Genomic DNA, 17,044 nt, shown 5'->3' with positions numbered 1-17,044 from the left:
CGCATGTCTGACACGGCACTGTTGCGTATCGGCATTCTGGTTGCCGGCGTTTTGCTGGTAGCGGCCATTTTCTTTTTCAGTCGGCCCAAGCGGCTGGCGCAAGGCAAGCGCAAGGAGCCTGCCAGTGGCGAGCAACCGCGTCGCGAGCCGGTGTTGGGCGCCGCCGACGGTGCTGTCGGTGCCGAGCGGGCTGAGGGTGGCACAGAAGGCGACGGCGTAACCCAGCCCGAGCTCGGCCTGCCCGATGTGGACGCAGGCAACCTCAGTGAGCTGGGCAAGCGGCCTACCCAGGATTTCGACAAGATCGTCTCGCTGTACGTGGCTGCCCGTTCCGGGCAGGTGCTGCGTGGCGAGGACATCGTGGTGGCGGCGGAGAAGACCGGTCTGGTCTTCGGCTACATGAATGTATTCCATCGTCTGGTGGAAGGACACTCGGAGCGCGGCCCGATCTTCTCGATGGCCAGCATCATGAAGCCGGGCAGTTTCGACATGGCCAACATCCGTGAGATGGAAACCCCGGCCATCGCCTTCTTCCTGACTTTGCCGGCGCCAATGACCGCGCTCGATGCCTGGGAAAAAATGCTGCCGACCGTGCAGCGCATGGGCGAACTGTTGGATGGCGTGGTGCTGGATGACAGCCGCAATGCCCTGGGCCGTCAGCGCATCGCGCATATCCGCGATGATCTGCGCGCCTATGACCGCCAGCATCAGGCGCCGCCGCTGACCAAGTCGCCGCGTTGGTAAAGCTCTAAGAGCTACCCCTCCCCAACCCTCCCCTTCGCTACGCGAAAGGGAGGGGGCAGAGCGTCGCTCCCTCCCTTTGCCGCAGGCAAGGGGAGGGTCGGGGAGGGGTGCTGTTCGCAGTAGACGTAAAGCCAATGCACCACCAGCTCACCCGCGCTTTCACTCCGCGCAGGTAAAATCGCCGCATGAATCAAAATACCGACGCCACCCAGCGCATCAGCGAACTCCGCCGCCAGCTGGCCGACGCCTCGCGTGCCTATCACGAGCACGACGAGCAGATCATCCCGGACGCCGACTACGACCGGTTGATGCGCGAGCTGGAAGCGCTCGAAGCCGCACACCCGGAACTGGACAGTGCGGACTCGCCCAGCCATCAGGTCGGTGGCAAGCCGTCATCGCGCTTCCCGGAAGTCGTGCATGCCGTGCCGATGCTGTCGCTGGGTAATGCCTTCAGCGATGCCGAAGTACATGACTTCGTGCGCCGCATCGATGAGCGCCTGCATCGCCGCGAGCTGTTCTTCTCCGCTGAGCCCAAGCTCGATGGCCTGGCCATCAATCTGCGCTACGAGAACGGCGTGTTCGTGCAGGGTGCCACCCGTGGCGACGGTGCCACCGGCGAAGATGTCAGCGCCAACCTTCGCCAGATCAAGGTTATTCCGCAGCAACTGGACGGCCAGGGCTGGCCTGAAGTGCTGGAGGTGCGTGGCGAGGTTTACATGCCGCGCGCCGATTTCGAGCGTTACAACGAGCAGGCCCGCCTGCACGGCGGCAAGGTGCTCGCCAATCCGCGCAATGGCGCGGCCGGCTCACTGCGCCAGCTTGACCCGAAGATCAGTGCGCAACGGCCGCTGAGTTTCTATGCCTATGGCCTCGGTGAAGTGTCCGGTGGCGAGCTGCCCGAAACGCATTCGGCAACCCTGGCGCAGCTGGCACAGTGGGGCTTCCCGGTCAGCGACCTGTGCAAGGTGGTGCAGGGTGCCGAAGGTCTGTTGGCGTACTACCGCGACATCGGTGAGCGCCGCGACAGCCTGGCCTATGACATCGATGGCGTGGTCTACAAGCTCGATGATCGCGATGGCCAGCAGGAAATGGGCTTTGTCGCACGCGCACCGCGATGGGCGATCGCGCACAAATTCCCTGCGCAGGAACAGACAACAACGGTCGAGGCCATCGAGATCCAGATCGGCCGCACCGGCGCGGCGACGCCGGTTGCACGGTTGAAGCCCGTGCATGTGGCCGGTGTCGTCGTAACCAATGCCACCTTGCACAACGCCGACCAGATCGCGCGCCTGGACGTGCGGGTTGGCGACTCGGTTATCGTGCGCCGTGCCGGCGACGTGATCCCGGAAGTGGTCAGCGTCATTGTTGATCGTCGCCCCGAAGGCACCATGCCTTGGCAGATGCCGCGTGCCTGCCCGGTGTGCGGCTCGGAGATCGTGCGCGAGGAAGGCGAGGCGGCTTGGCGCTGCTCGGGCGAACTGAGCTGCCCGGCACAACGCAAGGAAGCCATTGCCCATTTCGCCTCACGCAAGGCGATGGACATCGACGGGCTCGGCGACAAGTACATCGAGGTGTTGGTCGATGCAGGCATCGTGCGCGGCGTCGCCGATCTGTATGCACTCAACCGCGACCAGTTGCTGGTGCTGAAGCTGGCGCTGGATGCCGACTCACCGGAAACGCTGGCGTCGCAGCTCGGCCTGCACCTGCAGCCGGAAGGTAGCGGTGACACGCTCAATCGCATCCTCAAGCTGGATGCAGGCGATGCGTCCTGGCGTGCACAGGCCTTGTCGGTGCCTGCCAGCTTCCAGTGGAACACCAAAAAGATCGCCACCAAGTGGGCCGACAACCTGATCGCTGCGATTGCTGCCAGCCGCAACACCACGTTGGAACGGTTGCTGTTCGCGCTGGGTATCGAACATGTGGGCGAAAGCACTGCCAAGGCGCTTTCTGCGTGGTTCGGTGATCTTGAGTTGATCCGCCACCTGCCGTGGCCGGTATTCAAGCGCGTGCCCGATATCGGTGGCGAAGTGGCTCGTTCGATTGGCCACTTCATGGCCCAGCCGGGTAACCAGCAAGCCATTGATGCATTGCTGGAACGTGGCGTGCAGATCAGCGATACCCACGCGCCCAACGCCAAGCTGCGCGTGGACCTGAACCTGGCTACGCTGCTGGCGGATCTGGAAATCCCCAAGGTCACGCCGGTGCGCGCGCGTCAGCTGGCCGAAGCGTTCCGTTCGACTGCGGCGATTCTTGACGAAGATGCTCATAACTTCATGACCGCTGGCCTGCCGGCGGAGACCGCCAATGCCCTGGTCGCGTGGCTGAATGTCGATGCCAACGCGCAGTTGTTCAGCGACGCCGGTGCTGCATTGGAGCGTCTGCTTGCGATCACTCCGTTGGAACAGCAACAGGTCGCAGGCGTACTCGATGGCAAGACCGCGGTGCTGACTGGCACCTTGGCGCAGATGAGTCGCGACGAAGCCAAGGCCAAGCTGGAGGCGCTGGGTGCCAAGGTTTCAGGCAGCGTGTCGAAGAGAACCAGTTTCGTGGTGGCCGGCACCGAAGCCGGTTCCAAGTTGGACAAGGCAAACGAGCTCGGTGTGGAGGTGTGGGACGAAGCGCGTCTGCTTGCCTTCCTCGCTGAGCAGGGAGAACAGGCATGAGTGAGATCAAGGTGCGCATCGCGCAAACCGCAGACTTCCCGCTGCTGATCGCGATGGTTCGCGATTTTTATGTGGAAGACCAGATTCCCTATATCGCCGAGCGGGTCGAACCGGGCCTGCAGACCTTGCTGGAGCAGCCGAGCTGTGGCTCGGTGTTGCTGTTGCAGGCCGATGACAGTGTCGTCGGCTACATCACCTTGGGTTGGTGCTTCAGTGTCGAGCAGGGCGGTCGTTTCGTGCTGCTGGATGAGCTGTATCTGGGGCCGGCTGCACGCGGCCGCGGCTGGGGCCGACAGGCGCTTGGACTGGCCCGCGACTGGGCCGCAGGGCAGGGCGCAGCGGTGATCCGTCTGGAAGTGAATCACCACAATGCCAAGGCCAAGTCGCTGTATCTGTCGGCGGGCTATCGCGACGATGAGCGCGACATCCTGACGCTGGCCTTGAACGGCGCTGCCGGGCGTCTGCACTCGTGATCGAAGCCCTGCGCCAGCGTGCCCGTTTGAATGCGTTGATCCGGCATTTTTTTGCCGAGCGCGACGTACTCGAAGTGGAAACCCCGATCATGTCGGCGGCGGGCAATACCGAGCCGAACATCGAAGGCTTCCACACCCGTTTCAGCGGTCATGTCGATGCCGGTTCGGCGCAGCGTTGGCTGCGTACGTCGCCGGAATATCCGCTCAAGCGTTTACTGGCCGCAGGCGTTGGCGATTGCTATGAGCTGGGGCGGGTGTTCCGCAATGGGGAGACCGGTGGCCGCCACAATCCCGAGTTCACCATGCTGGAGTGGTATCGGGTTGGTTGGGATCACCACCGCCTGATCGATGAAACCATCACGCTGGTGCAGGAGTCGTTGGCGTTGGTGGGGCGGCCGCACGCATCGGTGCGTATCGTCAGCTACCGCGACCTGTTCCTGCAGGCGGTTGCGTTGGATCCATTCCTGGCCGATGAATCACAGCTGCGCTCGGGCTTGGGTGATGTCGGGATTGCCGCGGATGGTTTGACCCGCGATGACTGGCTGGACCTGCTGATGACCCATCGCATCCAGTCCCAGTTCGCCGTGGACGCCATCACCGTGATCCATGACTGGCCGGCCAGCCAGGCCGCGCTCGCGAAGATCCGTCCCGGCACGCCGCCACTGGCTGAACGCTTCGAGCTTTACCTTGGGCCGGTCGAGCTGGCCAATGGCTACCACGAGCTGAACGACGCGCACGAGCAACGGCAGCGGTTTGCGCGCGATCTGGCAGTGCGTGCGGCGCGTGGCGCTGAACAGCCGCCGCTGGACGAGCCGTTCCTGGCAGCGTTGCCGTCATTGCCGGCCTGTGCCGGTGTCGCGGTAGGTGTTGATCGGCTGTTGATGGCCTTGGCCGGGACGCCACGCATTGCCGATGTGCTGGCGTTCGATTTCGCCAACGCCTGAATCTGGTTTGCGTTTGATCATGGACCTGCATTGTTTCCGCGACGATGATGATGCTTTGCTCACAATGACTCAGGCAGTGTGTGATCACCGGAAGCCATCATGACCCAGTAGGGGAACACCTGATGAAACGGCTCTGCGGCTTGCTGCTAGTGCTCGCGCCGACAATGCTGGCGGCGCAGGAGGCCGCGCCAACGGCGGCGAGCAGGCAGGTGGTGCGCTGCGAAGCTGACGGTGAAATGCGGGCGTTCTGCCCGATGGACACCAGTGCCGGCGTGCAGCTGGTGCGGCAGCTGTCCAAGCGCGACTGCATCCGCGAGACCAGTTGGGGTGTCGAGGGTGACGCGGTTTGGGTAAGCCAGGGCTGCAAGGCCGAATTCGCGAGACGGCAGGCTTCCACCCGCACGACACGCCGCGTGGTGCGCTGTGAATCAAAGGGGCGGACCGAGGTTTGCCCGGTGATTTTGCGCGGAGCGCCTGTGCGCTTGCTGCGACAGCAGTCGGTGCTGCCGTGCCGTGAAGGACGCAGCTGGGGATACAGTGGCAAGGAAATCTGGGTTAGTCGCGGTTGCCAGGGCCTGTTCGAGGTTGGCGCCGAGGATGGTTCGGGGTTTGTCGAGGTTCCCCGCAGGATCACCTGCGAGTCCAAGGGCGAACTGCGCCGCGAATGCGGCGTCAGCGTCACGCGCAGAGTCATTCTGGTCGAGCAGTTGTCCAATGCTGCCTGTCGTGAAGGTGACAGCTGGGGCTGGGACCGCAACGGCATCTGGGTGGACAAGGGCTGTCGCGGCGAGTTTTCCGCGGATTGAGGCCGATGTGCCGCGACTGAGTTGTTGATCCGGGCCGGGCGGCGCCTATTACAATGGCGGCATGAACGATACCTCTGCAATTGATTACGCCCGTTACGACCATATCCGCCCGATCCGCTGGACCGGCGAGGCCCTGGAGCTGCTGGACCAGCGCAAGCTGCCGTTTGTCGTTGAGCATGTGCTCTGCCATGACAGCGATGCGGTTGCCGAGGCCATTCACGCCTTGACCGTGCGCGGTGCGCCCGCCATTGGTATCGCGGCTGCGTGGGGCGTGGTGTTGGCGGCGAAAGAGGTCCAGGCCGCAGACGGTGTAGCTGCCTTGCAGGTGCTGGCACCGGCACTGGATCGACTCAATGCCTCACGCCCGACTGCGGTCAACCTGGCTTGGGCGCTGGCGCGCATGCGCCGCGCACTGGCTGCTGCTGGTGCGGATTGGAAGCAGGTTGCCGCGCTGGAAGCGCAGGCCATCGCCGATGAGGATCTCGCTGCCAATCGCCGCATGGGTGCATTGGGAGCGGGTTTGATCGACGCTGGTAGCGGTGTGCTTACCCACTGCAATACCGGCTCGCTGGCAACCGCCGGCTTCGGCACCGCCCTGGGTGTGATCCGCGCAGGCGTCGCGCAGGAACGTATTGCGAAGGTGTTTGCAGGCGAAACCCGGCCGTGGCTGCAGGGCGCACGCCTGACCGTCTGGGAGCTGCAGCAGGACGGTATCGACGCGACCCTGATTGCCGATTCGGCCGCCTCGCACCTGATGAAGACTGGAGCGGTGCAGTGGGTAATCGTTGGTGCTGACCGAATCTGTGCCAATGGTGACACCGCCAACAAGATCGGCACCTATCAGTTGGCCATCGCGGCGCGCCATCACGGGGTCAAGTTCATGGTTGTCGCCCCGTCTTCGACCGTGGACATGAACACCGCGCACGGCGACGAGATCGAGATCGAGCAGCGCGATCCGGGTGAACTGTTCGGCGTGGGCGGCGTGCGCACCGTGGCCGAGGGCATCGCCGCCTGGAACCCGGTGTTCGACGTGACTCCGGGCGAGCTGATCGACGCCATCGTCACCGAGCGCGGCGTGATCCTGAAGCCGGACCTGGCCACGATGTCTGCCGCGTTCGCCGACTAACCGGTAGTGCCGAGCCGCGCTCGGCAGAGGCGTTCCCGGTAAGGCGCGAATGGTAGTGCCGAGCCGCGCTCGGCAGAGGCCTTCCCGGTAAGGCGTCAAGGGTAGTGCCGAGCCATGCTCGGCAGAGGCCTTCCCGGTAGTGCCCCAGCCGAGCATGGTTCGGCTCTACAGGTTGAATAGGGCTATGGCCTGCTGGATGTGTGGTTTCGCGGCTTGCGCCGCTCCTACTAAGGTCTATCGGTAAGGCCTCAGCCGAGCATGGCTCGGCTCTACCACTGGCTGCCCCTAAGTTCCTGATTTCTTCCGGTAAAAGCGCCCTAAATGGCGGCGAAAAACCTGCCCTTGTGGTAGACTCCGCAGGTTGATCCGAGTTTCCGGCAGGGCGGCCCGTCAAGGTGCTGCCGGCGGACGGGATCGCTACCTGACAACGGAACCCGAATGGCAGAAAACGCCAAGGAAATCATCCAGGTCAACCTGGAAGACGAGATGCGCAAGAGCTACCTCGATTACGCGATGAGCGTGATCGTCGGCCGCGCACTTCCCGATGCCCGCGATGGCCTCAAGCCGGTTCATCGCCGCGTCCTGTTCGCGATGAATGAACTGGGCGCGCACAGCAACAAGCCGTACTACAAGTCGGCGCGTATCGTCGGTGACGTCATCGGTAAGTACCACCCGCATGGCGACGCGTCGGTCTACGACACGCTGGTGCGCATGGCGCAGCCGTTCTCGCTGCGTTACATGATGGTGGACGGCCAGGGTAACTTCGGTTCGGTCGATGGTGACTCTGCTGCAGCAATGCGTTACACCGAGGCGCGCATGTCGCGCCTGACGCATGAGCTGATGGCCGATATCGACAAGGAAACCGTCGATTTCCAGCCCAACTACGATGAAAAGGAACTGGAACCGACGGTCATGCCGACCCGGTTCCCGAACCTGCTGGTCAACGGTTCGGCCGGTATCGCGGTGGGCATGGCGACCAATATCCCGCCGCACAACCTCACCGAGTGCATCAATGCCTGCATCGCGCTGATCGACGAGCCGTCGATCGACGTGGATGGGCTGATGGAATACATCCCGGGCCCGGATTTCCCGACCGCCGGTATCATCAATGGCACCGCCGGCATCATTGCCGGTTACCGCACCGGCCGTGGCCGCGTGCGCATCCGTGCCAAGGCCGATATCGAAGTGGCCGACAATGGTCGCGAGTCGATCATCGTCACCGAGATTCCGTACCAGGTGAATAAGGCACGGCTGATCGAGAAGATCGCCGAGCTGGTCAAGGAAAAGAAGCTCGAAGGCATCAGCGAGCTGCGTGATGAGTCCGACAAGGACGGCATGCGCATCTACATCGAAATCAAGCGTGGCGAGTCGGCCGAGGTTGTGCTCAACAACCTGTACCAGCAGACCCAGATGGAGTCGGTGTTCGGCATCAACATGGTGGCGCTGGTCGATGGCCGGCCGAAGCTGTTGAACCTCAAGGAAATGCTGGAGGCGTTCATCCGCCACCGCCGTGAGGTTGTCACCCGCCGCACCATCTTTGAACTGCGCAAGGCGCGTGCGCGTGCGCACGTGTTGGAAGGCCTGACCGTTGCCTTGGCCAACATCGATGAAATGATCGAGTTGATCAAGACCTCGGCCAATCCGGCTGAAGCCAAGGAGCGCATGCTCTCCAAGGTGTGGCAGCCGGGCTTGGTGGGTGCATTGCTGGGCGCTGCTGGCGCCGAGGCATCGCGTCCGGAAGACCTGCCCAAGGGCATCGGCCTGGTCAATGGCAACTACCAGCTCAGCGAAGTCCAGGCCACGCAGATCCTGGAAATGCGCCTGCACCGCCTGACCGGGCTGGAGCAGGACAGGCTGACCGAAGAGTACAAGCTGCTGCTGGAAACCATCGCTGGCCTGATCCGCATCCTGGAGAACCCGGATGTACTGCTGCAGGGGATCCGCGAAGAGCTGGAGAACGTGCGTTCCGAGTTTGGCGATGTGCGTCGCAGCGAAATCCGTCACAGCGAAGAAGACCTGGACATCCTGGATCTGATCGCGCCGGAAGACGTGGTGGTGACGCTGTCGCGTGCCGGTTACGTCAAGCGTCAGCCGGTTAGTGCCTACCGTGCCCAGCGTCGCGGTGGCCGTGGTCGCAGTGCCGCAGCGACCAAGGACGAGGATTTCATCGAGCAGCTGTGGCTGGTCAACACGCACGACACGCTGCTGACCTTCACCAGCTCGGGCAAGGTGTTCTGGTTGCCGGTGCATCAGTTGCCGGAAGCCGGTTCCAACGCACGTGGTCGTCCGATCATCAACTGGATCGCGCTGGAGAACGGTGAACGCGTGCAGGCCGTGCTGCCGGTGCGTGAGTACGACGAAAACCACTTCGTGTTCTTTGCTACCCGCAACGGCACGGTCAAGAAGACCCCGCTGAGCGAGTTCGCGTTCCGTCTGGCACGCGGCAAGATCGCCATCAATCTGGATGACGGCGACGCGCTGGTTGGCGTTGGCCTGACCGATGGTGAGCGCGACATCGTGCTGTTCGCCTCCAACGGCAAGACCGTTCGCTTCGGCGAGGACAAGGTCCGCTCGATGGGCCGTACCGCCACCGGCGTGCGCGGCATCAAGATGCCCAAGGGCGAGGAAGTGGTCAGCCTGATCGTCGCTGAAAGTGCGGGCGGCGTTGAGGATGAGAACGAGGATGACAACGGCGTCGAGGAAGTGGCAGTGGACGGCGGCGAGATCGTCGAAGCTGCAGACGATGCCGGCGTGCAGTACATCCTGACCGCGACCGAGAACGGCTACGGCAAGCGCACCCCGCTGGCCGATTACCCGCGCAAGGGGCGTGGCACCCAGGGCGTTATCGGCATCCAGACCAGCGAGCGCAACGGCAAGTTGGTCAGCGCGGTGCTGTTGGGTACGGGTGATGAAGTGCTGTTGATTTCCGACGGTGGCACCTTGGTGCGTACCCGCGGTTCGGAGATCTCGCGCGTCGGCCGTAACACCCAGGGTGTGACCCTGATACGCCTCTCCAAGGGCGAGAAGCTGCAGGCGGTTGAGCGTCTGGATGCTTCGCTCGATGCCGAGGACGAGGTGCTGGAAGACGATGCAGCAGGCACTGTGGAAGCAGTGGAACCGGCCGTACCGGAAGCCTGATTCTGCAGGGTTTGGGTTTGGAAAAGCGCCGGCATGCCGGCGCTTTTCTTTTGAGGCGTCTGGCTTCATCGGCTAGAAGCTTGCCCTCACCCCAACCCCTCTCCCGCAAGCGGGAGAGGGGCTAGGAATGCTTGCGCTCGCAGTGCTTTAGCCCTTCTCCCGCTCGCGGGAGAGGGGTTGGGGTGAGGGCAAGGCTTTAGCTCGTAGCGGCAAGCCCATAGCCAACCAGCCGCTGCGGCGCAATGCCGCAGCGAAAAGCACTACCTGTACCGTGCGGATCCCGTAGTGCCGAGCCATGCTCGGCAGGTGCTTCACTGCTAGAGCCCATGCCGAGCATGGCTCCGCTCCACAGTTATCGGCTGGCCCGGCATCCCCGCCGACGACTCAGCGCGGTGTACGCACCATACGTTCCAGCAAATGCTCGACGATGCCGGCTGGGTTGGCGGTACGCCCGACATGGGTGACCGAGGTCTGCACCACCGAACTACGCTTGGCGGTGAGGAAGTGGAAGCGTGCGCGTGGCGGCAGCTGCGCGATCGGACCAGCACCTGGCTCGCCGCGGCAGATCGCAACGATGGCATCGAGCCAGGGCTGCACGCCGCCCAGATCCAGTTGCGGCGCAAATGCCTGCAGGCGCGCGACATCGATCTCGATGGCGGCCTGCAGATGGCCGGCGCTGGGGCAGGAGACGATTACGCCAACGTTGATGAATTCTTCGCGTTCCACCCGCGGTACCACGCGGATGACGGCGTAATCATAGGTGTGCAGCGTGGGCACGGATGGCCTCCTGGACGAAGGCTTCGCGCAATTGCAGACGGCGTTTCAAATAGCTGGCGTAGGCCGAGCGGTAGGCGCTGGCATCGGCGAAGCTTGGCTCGGTCTGCAGCCAGCTCTCCGGAATCTGCGCGACGATGCCGTCGATCACCGCATCGGTCAGCAAGGGGCTCAAGTGCTTGTCGGCTTCAGCAATCGCGCTGGCATACGGTAACAGCACGTGGTCCTTGATCAGCACGAAGGGCTTGCCGCAGGCTTCACCGGCGTTCTCCCAGTCGTGGTGGAAGTACAGCGCGGCGCCGTGATCGATGAGATAGAGCTTGCGGTGCCAGACCATCAGGTTGGGATTGCGCGCGGTGCGGTCCACGTTGCTGGTATAGGCATCAAACCAGACGATGCGCGAGGCCAGTTCGGCATCGGGTTGCATCGCGGCCGGGTCGTAATTGATCGCGCCGGGCAGGTAATCGCTGCCCAGATTGGTGCCTTCGCTGGCGCGGATCAGGTCCTGGATTTCCGGGTCGGGCTCGGTGCGGGCGAATTCCTTGTCGAGCTCGACCAAGGCGATGTCCGGCATCGGCAGGCCGAGTACCTGTGCAAGCCGGCCAACCACCAGCTCGGCGATCAGGGCTTTGGGGCCTTGGCCGGCACCACGGAATTTGATGACGTACATGCCATCGTCATCGGCTTCTATCACTGCCGGCAATGAACCGCCTTCGCGCAGCGGTGTGATGTATCGGGTGGCGTGGACGGTTTTCACTGGCTGCACGGGCAGGGTGGGACGGCAAGCCTAGCGCAAAGCCGAGCAGCCGTGCTCGCAGGGTGACGGGCTTTGCGTAGCTGGCCTGCTGCGGTAGGGTCTGCGCACGAACGCGGCTGTAAGGGTCTGTGTAATGAAGCTTGGATTTATGGTATTTCCGCGCGGGTTCCGCAGCAGCTTCGGTATGGTGGTATTGGCCGCGCTGGCCGCTTGTAGCAGTGCGCCGCCAAAATCGGCGGGGCCAGCTGTGGATGTAGTGCGCGCGGACATCGCGCGGCGCATCCCCGCCAAGACCGCTGACCGTACAGCTTGGGCGGCAGATATCCAGGCAGCGTTGGCCGCGCAGCAATTGCCAGCCAATCCAGAGAACATCTGCGCGACGCTGGCGGTGATCGAGCAGGAGTCCGGTTACCGCGCCAATCCCGAGGTGCCGAATCTGCCGCGGATTGCGCGCGGTGAAATAGACCGCCGCGCGGCCGCCATGCATATACCGAAGTTGCTGGTGGACGCTGGTTTGAAGGTGAAGGGCAATGATGGTCGCAGCTATGGTGAGCAGCTGGCGCGGGTGCGCAGCGAGCGTGATCTGAGCGAGCTCTATGAGGAGATCATCGGCCGTGCACCGATGGGCCGACGCTTGTTCGCTGGCAAGAACCCGGTGCAGACCGGAGGCGCGATGCAGGTCAGCATTCCGTTTGCGGAGGCCAACGCGCAGCGCTATCCCTATCCGGTGGCACGCAGCATTCGCGATGAAGTGTTCACCCGTCGTGGTGGCGTGTACTTCGGCATCGCGCATCTTCTCGACTACCAGACGCCCTACACCCGGAAAGTGCATCGTTTTGCCGATTACAACGCAGGGCGCTATGCCAGCCGGAATGCCGCATTCCAGAGCGCGGTCAGCAGCTTGACCGGTGAGCCGTTGGCACTGGACGGTGACCTGCTGGTGCCGGATGCGCCACTCGATGAACCCGGGCAGACCGAGCGCGCGGTGCGCAGTCTGGCGCCGCAGCTGGGCATGGATGAACGCGAGATACGCCTTGCGCTTTCGCAGTCAGACCGGTTGGAGTTCAGTGATGGCGATCTGCACCGACAGGTCTTTGCGCTGGCGGATGCACGCGCCGGAACGTCGTTGCCGCGCGCGGTTATTCCCGGCATCCGCCTGGACAGCCCCAAGATCACCCGTGAACTGACCACCGAGTGGTTCGCGAACCGGGTAGATGGCCGTTACCGCGAATGCTTGCAGAGGTAGTGCCGAGCCATGCTCGGTAGGGGCATTACCGATAGGCAGCTTGTGGGAGCGGCGTAAGCCGCGAAGCTGGCATCAATGAAGTTGCGGGATCAGCTGTGATCGGACGGACCGCCAGCTTCGCGGCTTACGCCGCTCCTACAAAAGCCCTGCGGGGTTCAGGCTCTGACCGGATGCCGTGCCAGCGCGCGGGCGCCGGTGATGATCATGCGGATCATCTGCGACATCTCCTCGATCAGCTCCGGGTCGCGCTCTTCCGGAAGGTCGATCGCGCTACCGCCCATGGCGAACACCAGGCGGGTGATGGCTTTGGCAGCAAGCGCCGGCTCGAACAGGGTCGCGCCATCGAGCGCAGCCAAACGGACCAGATCGGCCTTCAGCTCTTCCTCGAAATACCCCAGCTCGCGGTCCACGGCCTGCTTGAACGCATCCGAGCCGGCGGTGCCTTCACGCAGCAATACATGCATCAGCCGGTCGTCGGCGCGCAGCTGCTCCATGAAGGTTTCCACCGACAGCCGGATCACGCCGCGGTTGCTGTCGGCCGCGCGCAGCCGCGCCTGACCGATGATGGTGCGCAGCGAGCGGCCGGCCAGATCTATCAGCGCAACCGTCAATTCATCCATGTCGCGGAACTGGCGGTAGAACGAATTCGGTGCGATCCCGGCCTCGCGTGCAACCTCGCGCAGACTCAGCGTGGACACGCTGCGGTGCGGGCCAATAAGGGACAGGGCGGCCGCAAGCAGGTCGTCACGCGAGATGGAAGCCTTGCGCGCCGGGTGCAGGTCGTCGTGTGCGGGCAGGGGCTGTTCGCGTGCTGTCATGGGGCTCGGGCCGGTCAGGTCCGTGAATCATAGCCTGTACTGGCAATATACAAGTGTATACACGCTTGTATGCTCGGTCGTATAGTTGGCCCATGAGTGCTGTCTACCGCAATACCGCGCCGCCGCCGATCCCCTGGCTGAGCGAGGGCTTCTTCGATTTCTGGTCTACCCGGGTGCATCCGCTGTGGACGCTGCGGCGGCCTTTGGCCCGTCTTGTGGCGCGCTACCCGGCCAGCGCCGACGCGGTAACGCTTGAGCTGCAGCCCAATCGCCACTTCCTGGGGCTGCAGGCAGGCCAGCACATCAATCTGGGCGCGGAGCTGGATGGGCGATTGACCACCCGCAGCTACAGCCCGACCCTGCTGCAGAGCGGCCGTCTGGCGATCACGGTCAAGCGCATTGCCGGCGGCAAGCTCAGCCAGCACCTGGTACAGCAGGCCGAAGTGGGCGAGGTATTCGCGCTGGGCCAGGCGTTTGGCCAGATGCTGCTGCCGGCAACACCAGACCCCAAGCTGGTGATGTTGGCCGCGGGCAGCGGCATCACGCCGATGCGGGCCTTGCTGCGCCTGCTCGACGCGCAGGGTATGCCGGGTCCGGTCGATCTCATCTACTGGGCGCGTCAGCGCGAGCAGCTGTGCTTCGTTGACGAATTCAATGCCATTGCCGCGCGGCACCCGTCGTTCCGCCTGCATCTGGCGGTGACCGGTGAAGCCGCGCCACGCGTGGACAGCTTCGATCTCGCCAGCCTTGGCGAGCTGGATTCCGCCCATGTGCTGGCTTGCGGCCCCGGAGGCTTTGTCGAGGCCGCGCGTGCGCGCCTGCAGGCCAAGGTGGCGCATTTCGACAGCGAGGCGTTCAGCGTCCCGCAGCTGGCCGAGTTGGAGGAGGGTAGCGTGCAGGTACAGCTGCTCAAGAGCGGCCGCACGCTGACCGTGCCGCGTGGGGTTGCCTTGTTGCCAGCGCTGGAAGCCGCAGGCATCCAGCCAGCCAGCGGCTGCCGGATGGGCATCTGCAATACCTGCGTATGCGGCAAGACCTCGGGTATTACCCGCCACACCTTGACCGGCGATTACACCAGCGAACCGTCCGTTCCGCTCAAACTGTGCGTTAGCAGCGCCAGTACCGATTTGACCTTGGAGCTGTAAGTCATGTCTTCCGTGCACAACCGCGTGCTGTCGCCTGCCGAGCTGCAGACCTTCGGTGATGAACTCGACGCCGTAAAAGCCAAGCACCAGGCCTTGCTGGGTGCCAGCGACGCCCGCTACATCCGCCGGATCGTCGCCGCGGTGCGCTGGACAGGCGTGGCGGGGCGGGCACTGTTGTTCCTCGGTGCCTTCGTGCACAGCGTGCTGGTGCCGGCCTGGATAGCCGGTGTGCTGCTGCTGGCACTTTCCAAGATCCTGGAAAACATGGAGTTGGCGCACAACGTCATCCACGGCCAGTACGACTGGATGGGCGACCCGCAGCTGCAGGGCAAGACCTACGAGTGGGATATCGCCGGCACCTCGGAAAACTGGCGCAAGACGCATAACTTCCGCCATCACACTTACACCAATGTGCGTGGGCTGGACGATGACATCGGCTACGGCCTGCTGCGGATCTTCCCCGAGCAGCGCTGGCACCCCTTCTTCCTGGCCCAGCCGTTCGTGGCGGTGGTGTTCGCGCTGCTGTTCGAGTGGGGTATCGCCATACAGGATCTGCGTATCGGCCGCGTGCTGGTGGGCAAGATGACGCTCAAGCAGCTGTGGAAGCAGGCGCGTCCGGTAGGCCGCAAGGCGATGCTGCAGATCCTCAAGGACTATGTGTTGTTCCCGGCCTTGGCCGGCCCGTTCTTCCTGCCGGTATTGCTGGGCAATGTGGCGGCCAACATCATCCGCAACGTCTGGACCTACGTGGTGATCTTCTGCGGTCACTTCACCGCCGACGCCGAGACCTTTCCCAAGGAATGTGTCCGCAACGAAGGCCGCGGCCATTGGTATCTGCGCCAGCTGCGCGGCTCGTCCAATCTCACCGGCGGCAAGTTGATGAACGTGATGACCGGCAATCTCAGTCATCAGATCGAACACCATTTCTACCCGGATATTCCCGCTAACCGCTATGCGGCGATGGCGGTGGACGTGAAGGACATCTGCGCGCGCTACGGCCAGCACTACAACACAGGTTCGCTGCCGCGCCAGTTTGGCCAGGTGGTGTGGCGCATCCTGCGCCATGCCTTCCCCAGCAAGCCGGCGCCGGAACGGCCGCTGGTTGGCGAGCCGCGCGCCGAGGCCGGCTGAGTTGCTTTCAGCCCGGCCGGTACAGGCTGTGGGGCTGGGCGAAAGCGCAACAGTCTGGTGTTGGTTCCAACTCAGTTTCCTCGCTCGCGCACAGCTTTGGCAGTTACCCGGACGAAGCGTTCTGGCGGCCGGCTGCGCAGCCCAAACAGTGGTCGCAACGGCCCGCAGCGCTTGATGAGTTCGTAGGCGGCCAGGCACAGGGCGAAGGTCGCCACGATCAGCAGCACGGCCTCGATGCCAGGTTGCAGCTGCAGCGGCTTGAGCCTGTGCGCCAGCACCACGATCACGGTCTGATGCAGGATGTAGAGCGGAAACACGGCAAGCGTGAGATAGCGCAACAGCGGGCTGTCGGCTTCGCGCCAGCGGTAGGCGAAGCCCAGCAAGGCGGCGATGGCGCACCATTGATCCACCGCCCAGGCGACCCGCAATGCAAGGCGCAGCTCCAGCGGCGGCGGTTGCGCATCGTTGTAGCCGGAGAAGTACCATGTATGGATCAGGGCTGCATAGCAGGCGCCTGCCAGGGCCAACGACAGCCAGCGCAGCCGCTGCAGTGACTCCCAGAAGCGGCCGCTGAAGGCGGCGAGGAAACCGATCAGGAACGCGCTTGCGTACTGGGCATGGTTGTACCAGTCATCGGTCAGAGCGTGGGTCTGCTCGAAGCGGTTGACCAGCAGCAGGCGCGCTGTTGCCAGCAGCAGTACCGGCACCAGTAGTGCTCCCCATCCGCCCAGGGCAACGCCGGCCCATTGCCGCAGGCGCTGCAGCGCGCGCGCCGGCAACAGCCGCCACAACAGCCAGGCCAGCACGGTGTAGCTCCACAGATAGGGCAGGAACCAGAGGTGGTTCCAGGTCGGCACCCGCAGGCAGCCGTCGCTGTCGCAGAAGCCTTGGTAGGCGCTGAGGTACTTGCCGTAGAACGCCCAATAAGACTCGCTGTAGCCGCCGGGCAGTTGTTCGACCACCTGGTAGTAGGCCTGCGGCGGCACGATCACCGCCATTCCGAACAGCAGCGGCAGCAAGAGTTGCCAGGAGCGACGTCGCAGCGGCCCGGCGGGTTGGCGTTCGAACATGAAAGCGGTGGCGACGCCGGAGATCAGGAACAGCAGCGACATCCGCCATGGCGAGGTCAGCAGCATGAAGGGTTCCGGCGCGGTGCTCGCCGCCGGGCTTTTGACGTGCCAGTCCCAACTCACGTAGTACATGCCCACGTGGTAGACCACCAACATGCCAAAGGCGATCACCCGCAGCCAATCCAGATCGTGGCGCCTGTGCATTGCAT

At 63.7% G+C, this 17,044-nt stretch carries 14 protein-coding genes; 10 read left to right on the top strand and 4 right to left on the bottom strand.

Going from position 1 to position 17,044, the window contains the following annotated elements; genetic code table 11:
* The first annotated feature begins 3 nt into the window (after positions 1-3).
* The 7 genes from zipA to gyrA all read left to right on the top strand — a co-directional run bounded on the left by zipA (position 4) and on the right by gyrA (position 9,894).
* Positions 4-744 carry a cell division protein ZipA gene (zipA, locus tag Q5Z11_RS11770; RefSeq protein ID WP_303746598.1) on the top strand — a complete coding sequence of 247 codons (741 nt, stop codon included), beginning with the start codon at positions 4-6 and terminating at the stop codon, positions 742-744.
* Between the two features lie 185 nt (positions 745-929).
* Positions 930-3,407, top strand: coding sequence for an NAD-dependent DNA ligase LigA (gene ligA / locus Q5Z11_RS11765; protein WP_303746597.1), 2,478 nt, complete (start codon positions 930-932; stop codon positions 3,405-3,407).
* Positions 3,404-3,880 (top strand): GNAT family N-acetyltransferase, encoded by a 477-nt coding sequence (locus Q5Z11_RS11760; protein WP_303746596.1) that lies wholly within the window; start codon positions 3,404-3,406, stop codon positions 3,878-3,880. The genes ligA and Q5Z11_RS11760 overlap by 4 nt, the downstream gene beginning before the upstream one ends.
* Positions 3,877-4,824, top strand: a complete 948-nt coding sequence (gene epmA / locus Q5Z11_RS11755; protein ID WP_303746595.1) for an EF-P lysine aminoacylase EpmA — start codon at positions 3,877-3,879, stop codon at positions 4,822-4,824. The genes Q5Z11_RS11760 and epmA overlap by 4 nt, the downstream gene beginning before the upstream one ends.
* 122 nt (positions 4,825-4,946) lie before the next feature.
* Positions 4,947-5,630: a DUF3011 domain-containing protein gene (locus Q5Z11_RS11750; RefSeq protein ID WP_405051591.1), complete on the top strand. Its 684-nt coding sequence runs from the start codon at positions 4,947-4,949 to the stop codon at positions 5,628-5,630.
* A 61-nt stretch (positions 5,631-5,691) separates the two neighbouring features.
* Positions 5,692-6,756, top strand: coding sequence for an S-methyl-5-thioribose-1-phosphate isomerase (gene mtnA / locus Q5Z11_RS11745; protein WP_303746594.1), 1,065 nt, complete (start codon positions 5,692-5,694; stop codon positions 6,754-6,756).
* A 438-nt stretch (positions 6,757-7,194) separates the two neighbouring features.
* Positions 7,195-9,894: a DNA gyrase subunit A gene (gyrA, locus tag Q5Z11_RS11740; protein ID WP_303746593.1), complete on the top strand. Its 2,700-nt coding sequence runs from the start codon at positions 7,195-7,197 to the stop codon at positions 9,892-9,894.
* A 384-nt stretch (positions 9,895-10,278) separates the two neighbouring features.
* Here gyrA and Q5Z11_RS11735 read toward each other — a convergent pair whose 3' ends face one another.
* Positions 10,279-10,671 (bottom strand): DUF3037 domain-containing protein, encoded by a 393-nt coding sequence (locus Q5Z11_RS11735; protein ID WP_303746592.1) that lies wholly within the window; start codon positions 10,669-10,671, stop codon positions 10,279-10,281.
* Positions 10,649-11,425, bottom strand: coding sequence for a HipA family kinase (locus tag Q5Z11_RS11730; protein WP_303746591.1), 777 nt, complete (start codon positions 11,423-11,425; stop codon positions 10,649-10,651). The genes Q5Z11_RS11735 and Q5Z11_RS11730 overlap by 23 nt, the downstream gene beginning before the upstream one ends.
* A gap of 133 nt (positions 11,426-11,558) precedes the next feature.
* Here Q5Z11_RS11730 and Q5Z11_RS11725 point away from each other — a divergent pair, with 133 nt between their 5' ends.
* Positions 11,559-12,671, top strand: a complete 1,113-nt coding sequence (locus tag Q5Z11_RS11725; protein ID WP_303746590.1) for a DUF1615 domain-containing protein — start codon at positions 11,559-11,561, stop codon at positions 12,669-12,671.
* A 155-nt stretch (positions 12,672-12,826) separates the two neighbouring features.
* On the opposite strand, the gene fabR is transcribed toward Q5Z11_RS11725, so the two are convergent.
* Entirely contained in the window at positions 12,827-13,489 is a 663-nt protein-coding gene (gene fabR / locus Q5Z11_RS11720) for an HTH-type transcriptional repressor FabR (protein WP_303746589.1), read from the bottom strand.
* Positions 13,490-13,581: 92 nt separating this feature from the next.
* Between fabR and Q5Z11_RS11715 the strand changes: the two genes are divergently transcribed.
* Together Q5Z11_RS11715 and Q5Z11_RS11710 are read left to right on the top strand one after the other, a co-directional pair.
* The gene (locus Q5Z11_RS11715) at positions 13,582-14,634 is read left to right on the top strand and encodes a ferredoxin reductase (protein WP_303746588.1); all 1,053 of its coding nucleotides are present in this window, start codon (positions 13,582-13,584) and stop codon (positions 14,632-14,634) included.
* 3 nt (positions 14,635-14,637) lie between these two features.
* A complete protein-coding gene (locus Q5Z11_RS11710; RefSeq protein ID WP_303746587.1) occupies positions 14,638-15,765 on the top strand; it encodes a fatty acid desaturase family protein in 1,128 nt (375 codons plus the stop codon).
* 71 nt (positions 15,766-15,836) lie between these two features.
* Here the strand turns inward: Q5Z11_RS11710 and Q5Z11_RS11705 are convergent, their stop codons facing one another.
* Positions 15,837-17,039, bottom strand: coding sequence for an acyltransferase family protein (locus tag Q5Z11_RS11705; protein ID WP_303746586.1), 1,203 nt, complete (start codon positions 17,037-17,039; stop codon positions 15,837-15,839).
* Positions 17,040-17,044: the final 5 nt, after the last annotated feature.

Source organism: Stenotrophomonas sp. 610A2 (genome assembly GCF_030549615.1).
Lineage (GTDB): Bacteria > Pseudomonadota > Gammaproteobacteria > Xanthomonadales > Xanthomonadaceae > Stenotrophomonas > Stenotrophomonas pigmentata.
Note: the sequence above shows the minus strand (reverse complement) of the source record. Positions and strands in the feature narration are given on the sequence as shown.

Bases quoted from the DNA above. Each gene is read 5' to 3' on its own strand.
- Q5Z11_RS11715 (WP_303746588.1), top strand. From the start codon at position 13,582: ATGAGTGCTGTCTACCGCAATACCGCGCCGCCGCCGATCCCCTGGCTG.
- Q5Z11_RS11760 (WP_303746596.1), top strand. From the start codon at position 3,404: ATGAGTGAGATCAAGGTGCGCATCGCGCAAACCGCAGACTTCCCGCTG.
- fabR (WP_303746589.1), bottom strand. From the start codon at position 13,489: ATGACAGCACGCGAACAGCCCCTGCCCGCACACGACGACCTGCACCCG.
- Q5Z11_RS11705 (WP_303746586.1), bottom strand. From the start codon at position 17,039: ATGCACAGGCGCCACGATCTGGATTGGCTGCGGGTGATCGCCTTTGGC.
- zipA (WP_303746598.1), top strand. From the start codon at position 4: ATGTCTGACACGGCACTGTTGCGTATCGGCATTCTGGTTGCCGGCGTT.
- Q5Z11_RS11710 (WP_303746587.1), top strand. From the start codon at position 14,638: ATGTCTTCCGTGCACAACCGCGTGCTGTCGCCTGCCGAGCTGCAGACC.
- mtnA (WP_303746594.1), top strand. From the start codon at position 5,692: ATGAACGATACCTCTGCAATTGATTACGCCCGTTACGACCATATCCGC.
- Q5Z11_RS11750 (WP_405051591.1), top strand. From the start codon at position 4,947: ATGAAACGGCTCTGCGGCTTGCTGCTAGTGCTCGCGCCGACAATGCTG.
- ligA (WP_303746597.1), top strand. From the start codon at position 930: ATGAATCAAAATACCGACGCCACCCAGCGCATCAGCGAACTCCGCCGC.
- Q5Z11_RS11725 (WP_303746590.1), top strand. From the start codon at position 11,559: ATGAAGCTTGGATTTATGGTATTTCCGCGCGGGTTCCGCAGCAGCTTC.
- gyrA (WP_303746593.1), top strand. From the start codon at position 7,195: ATGGCAGAAAACGCCAAGGAAATCATCCAGGTCAACCTGGAAGACGAG.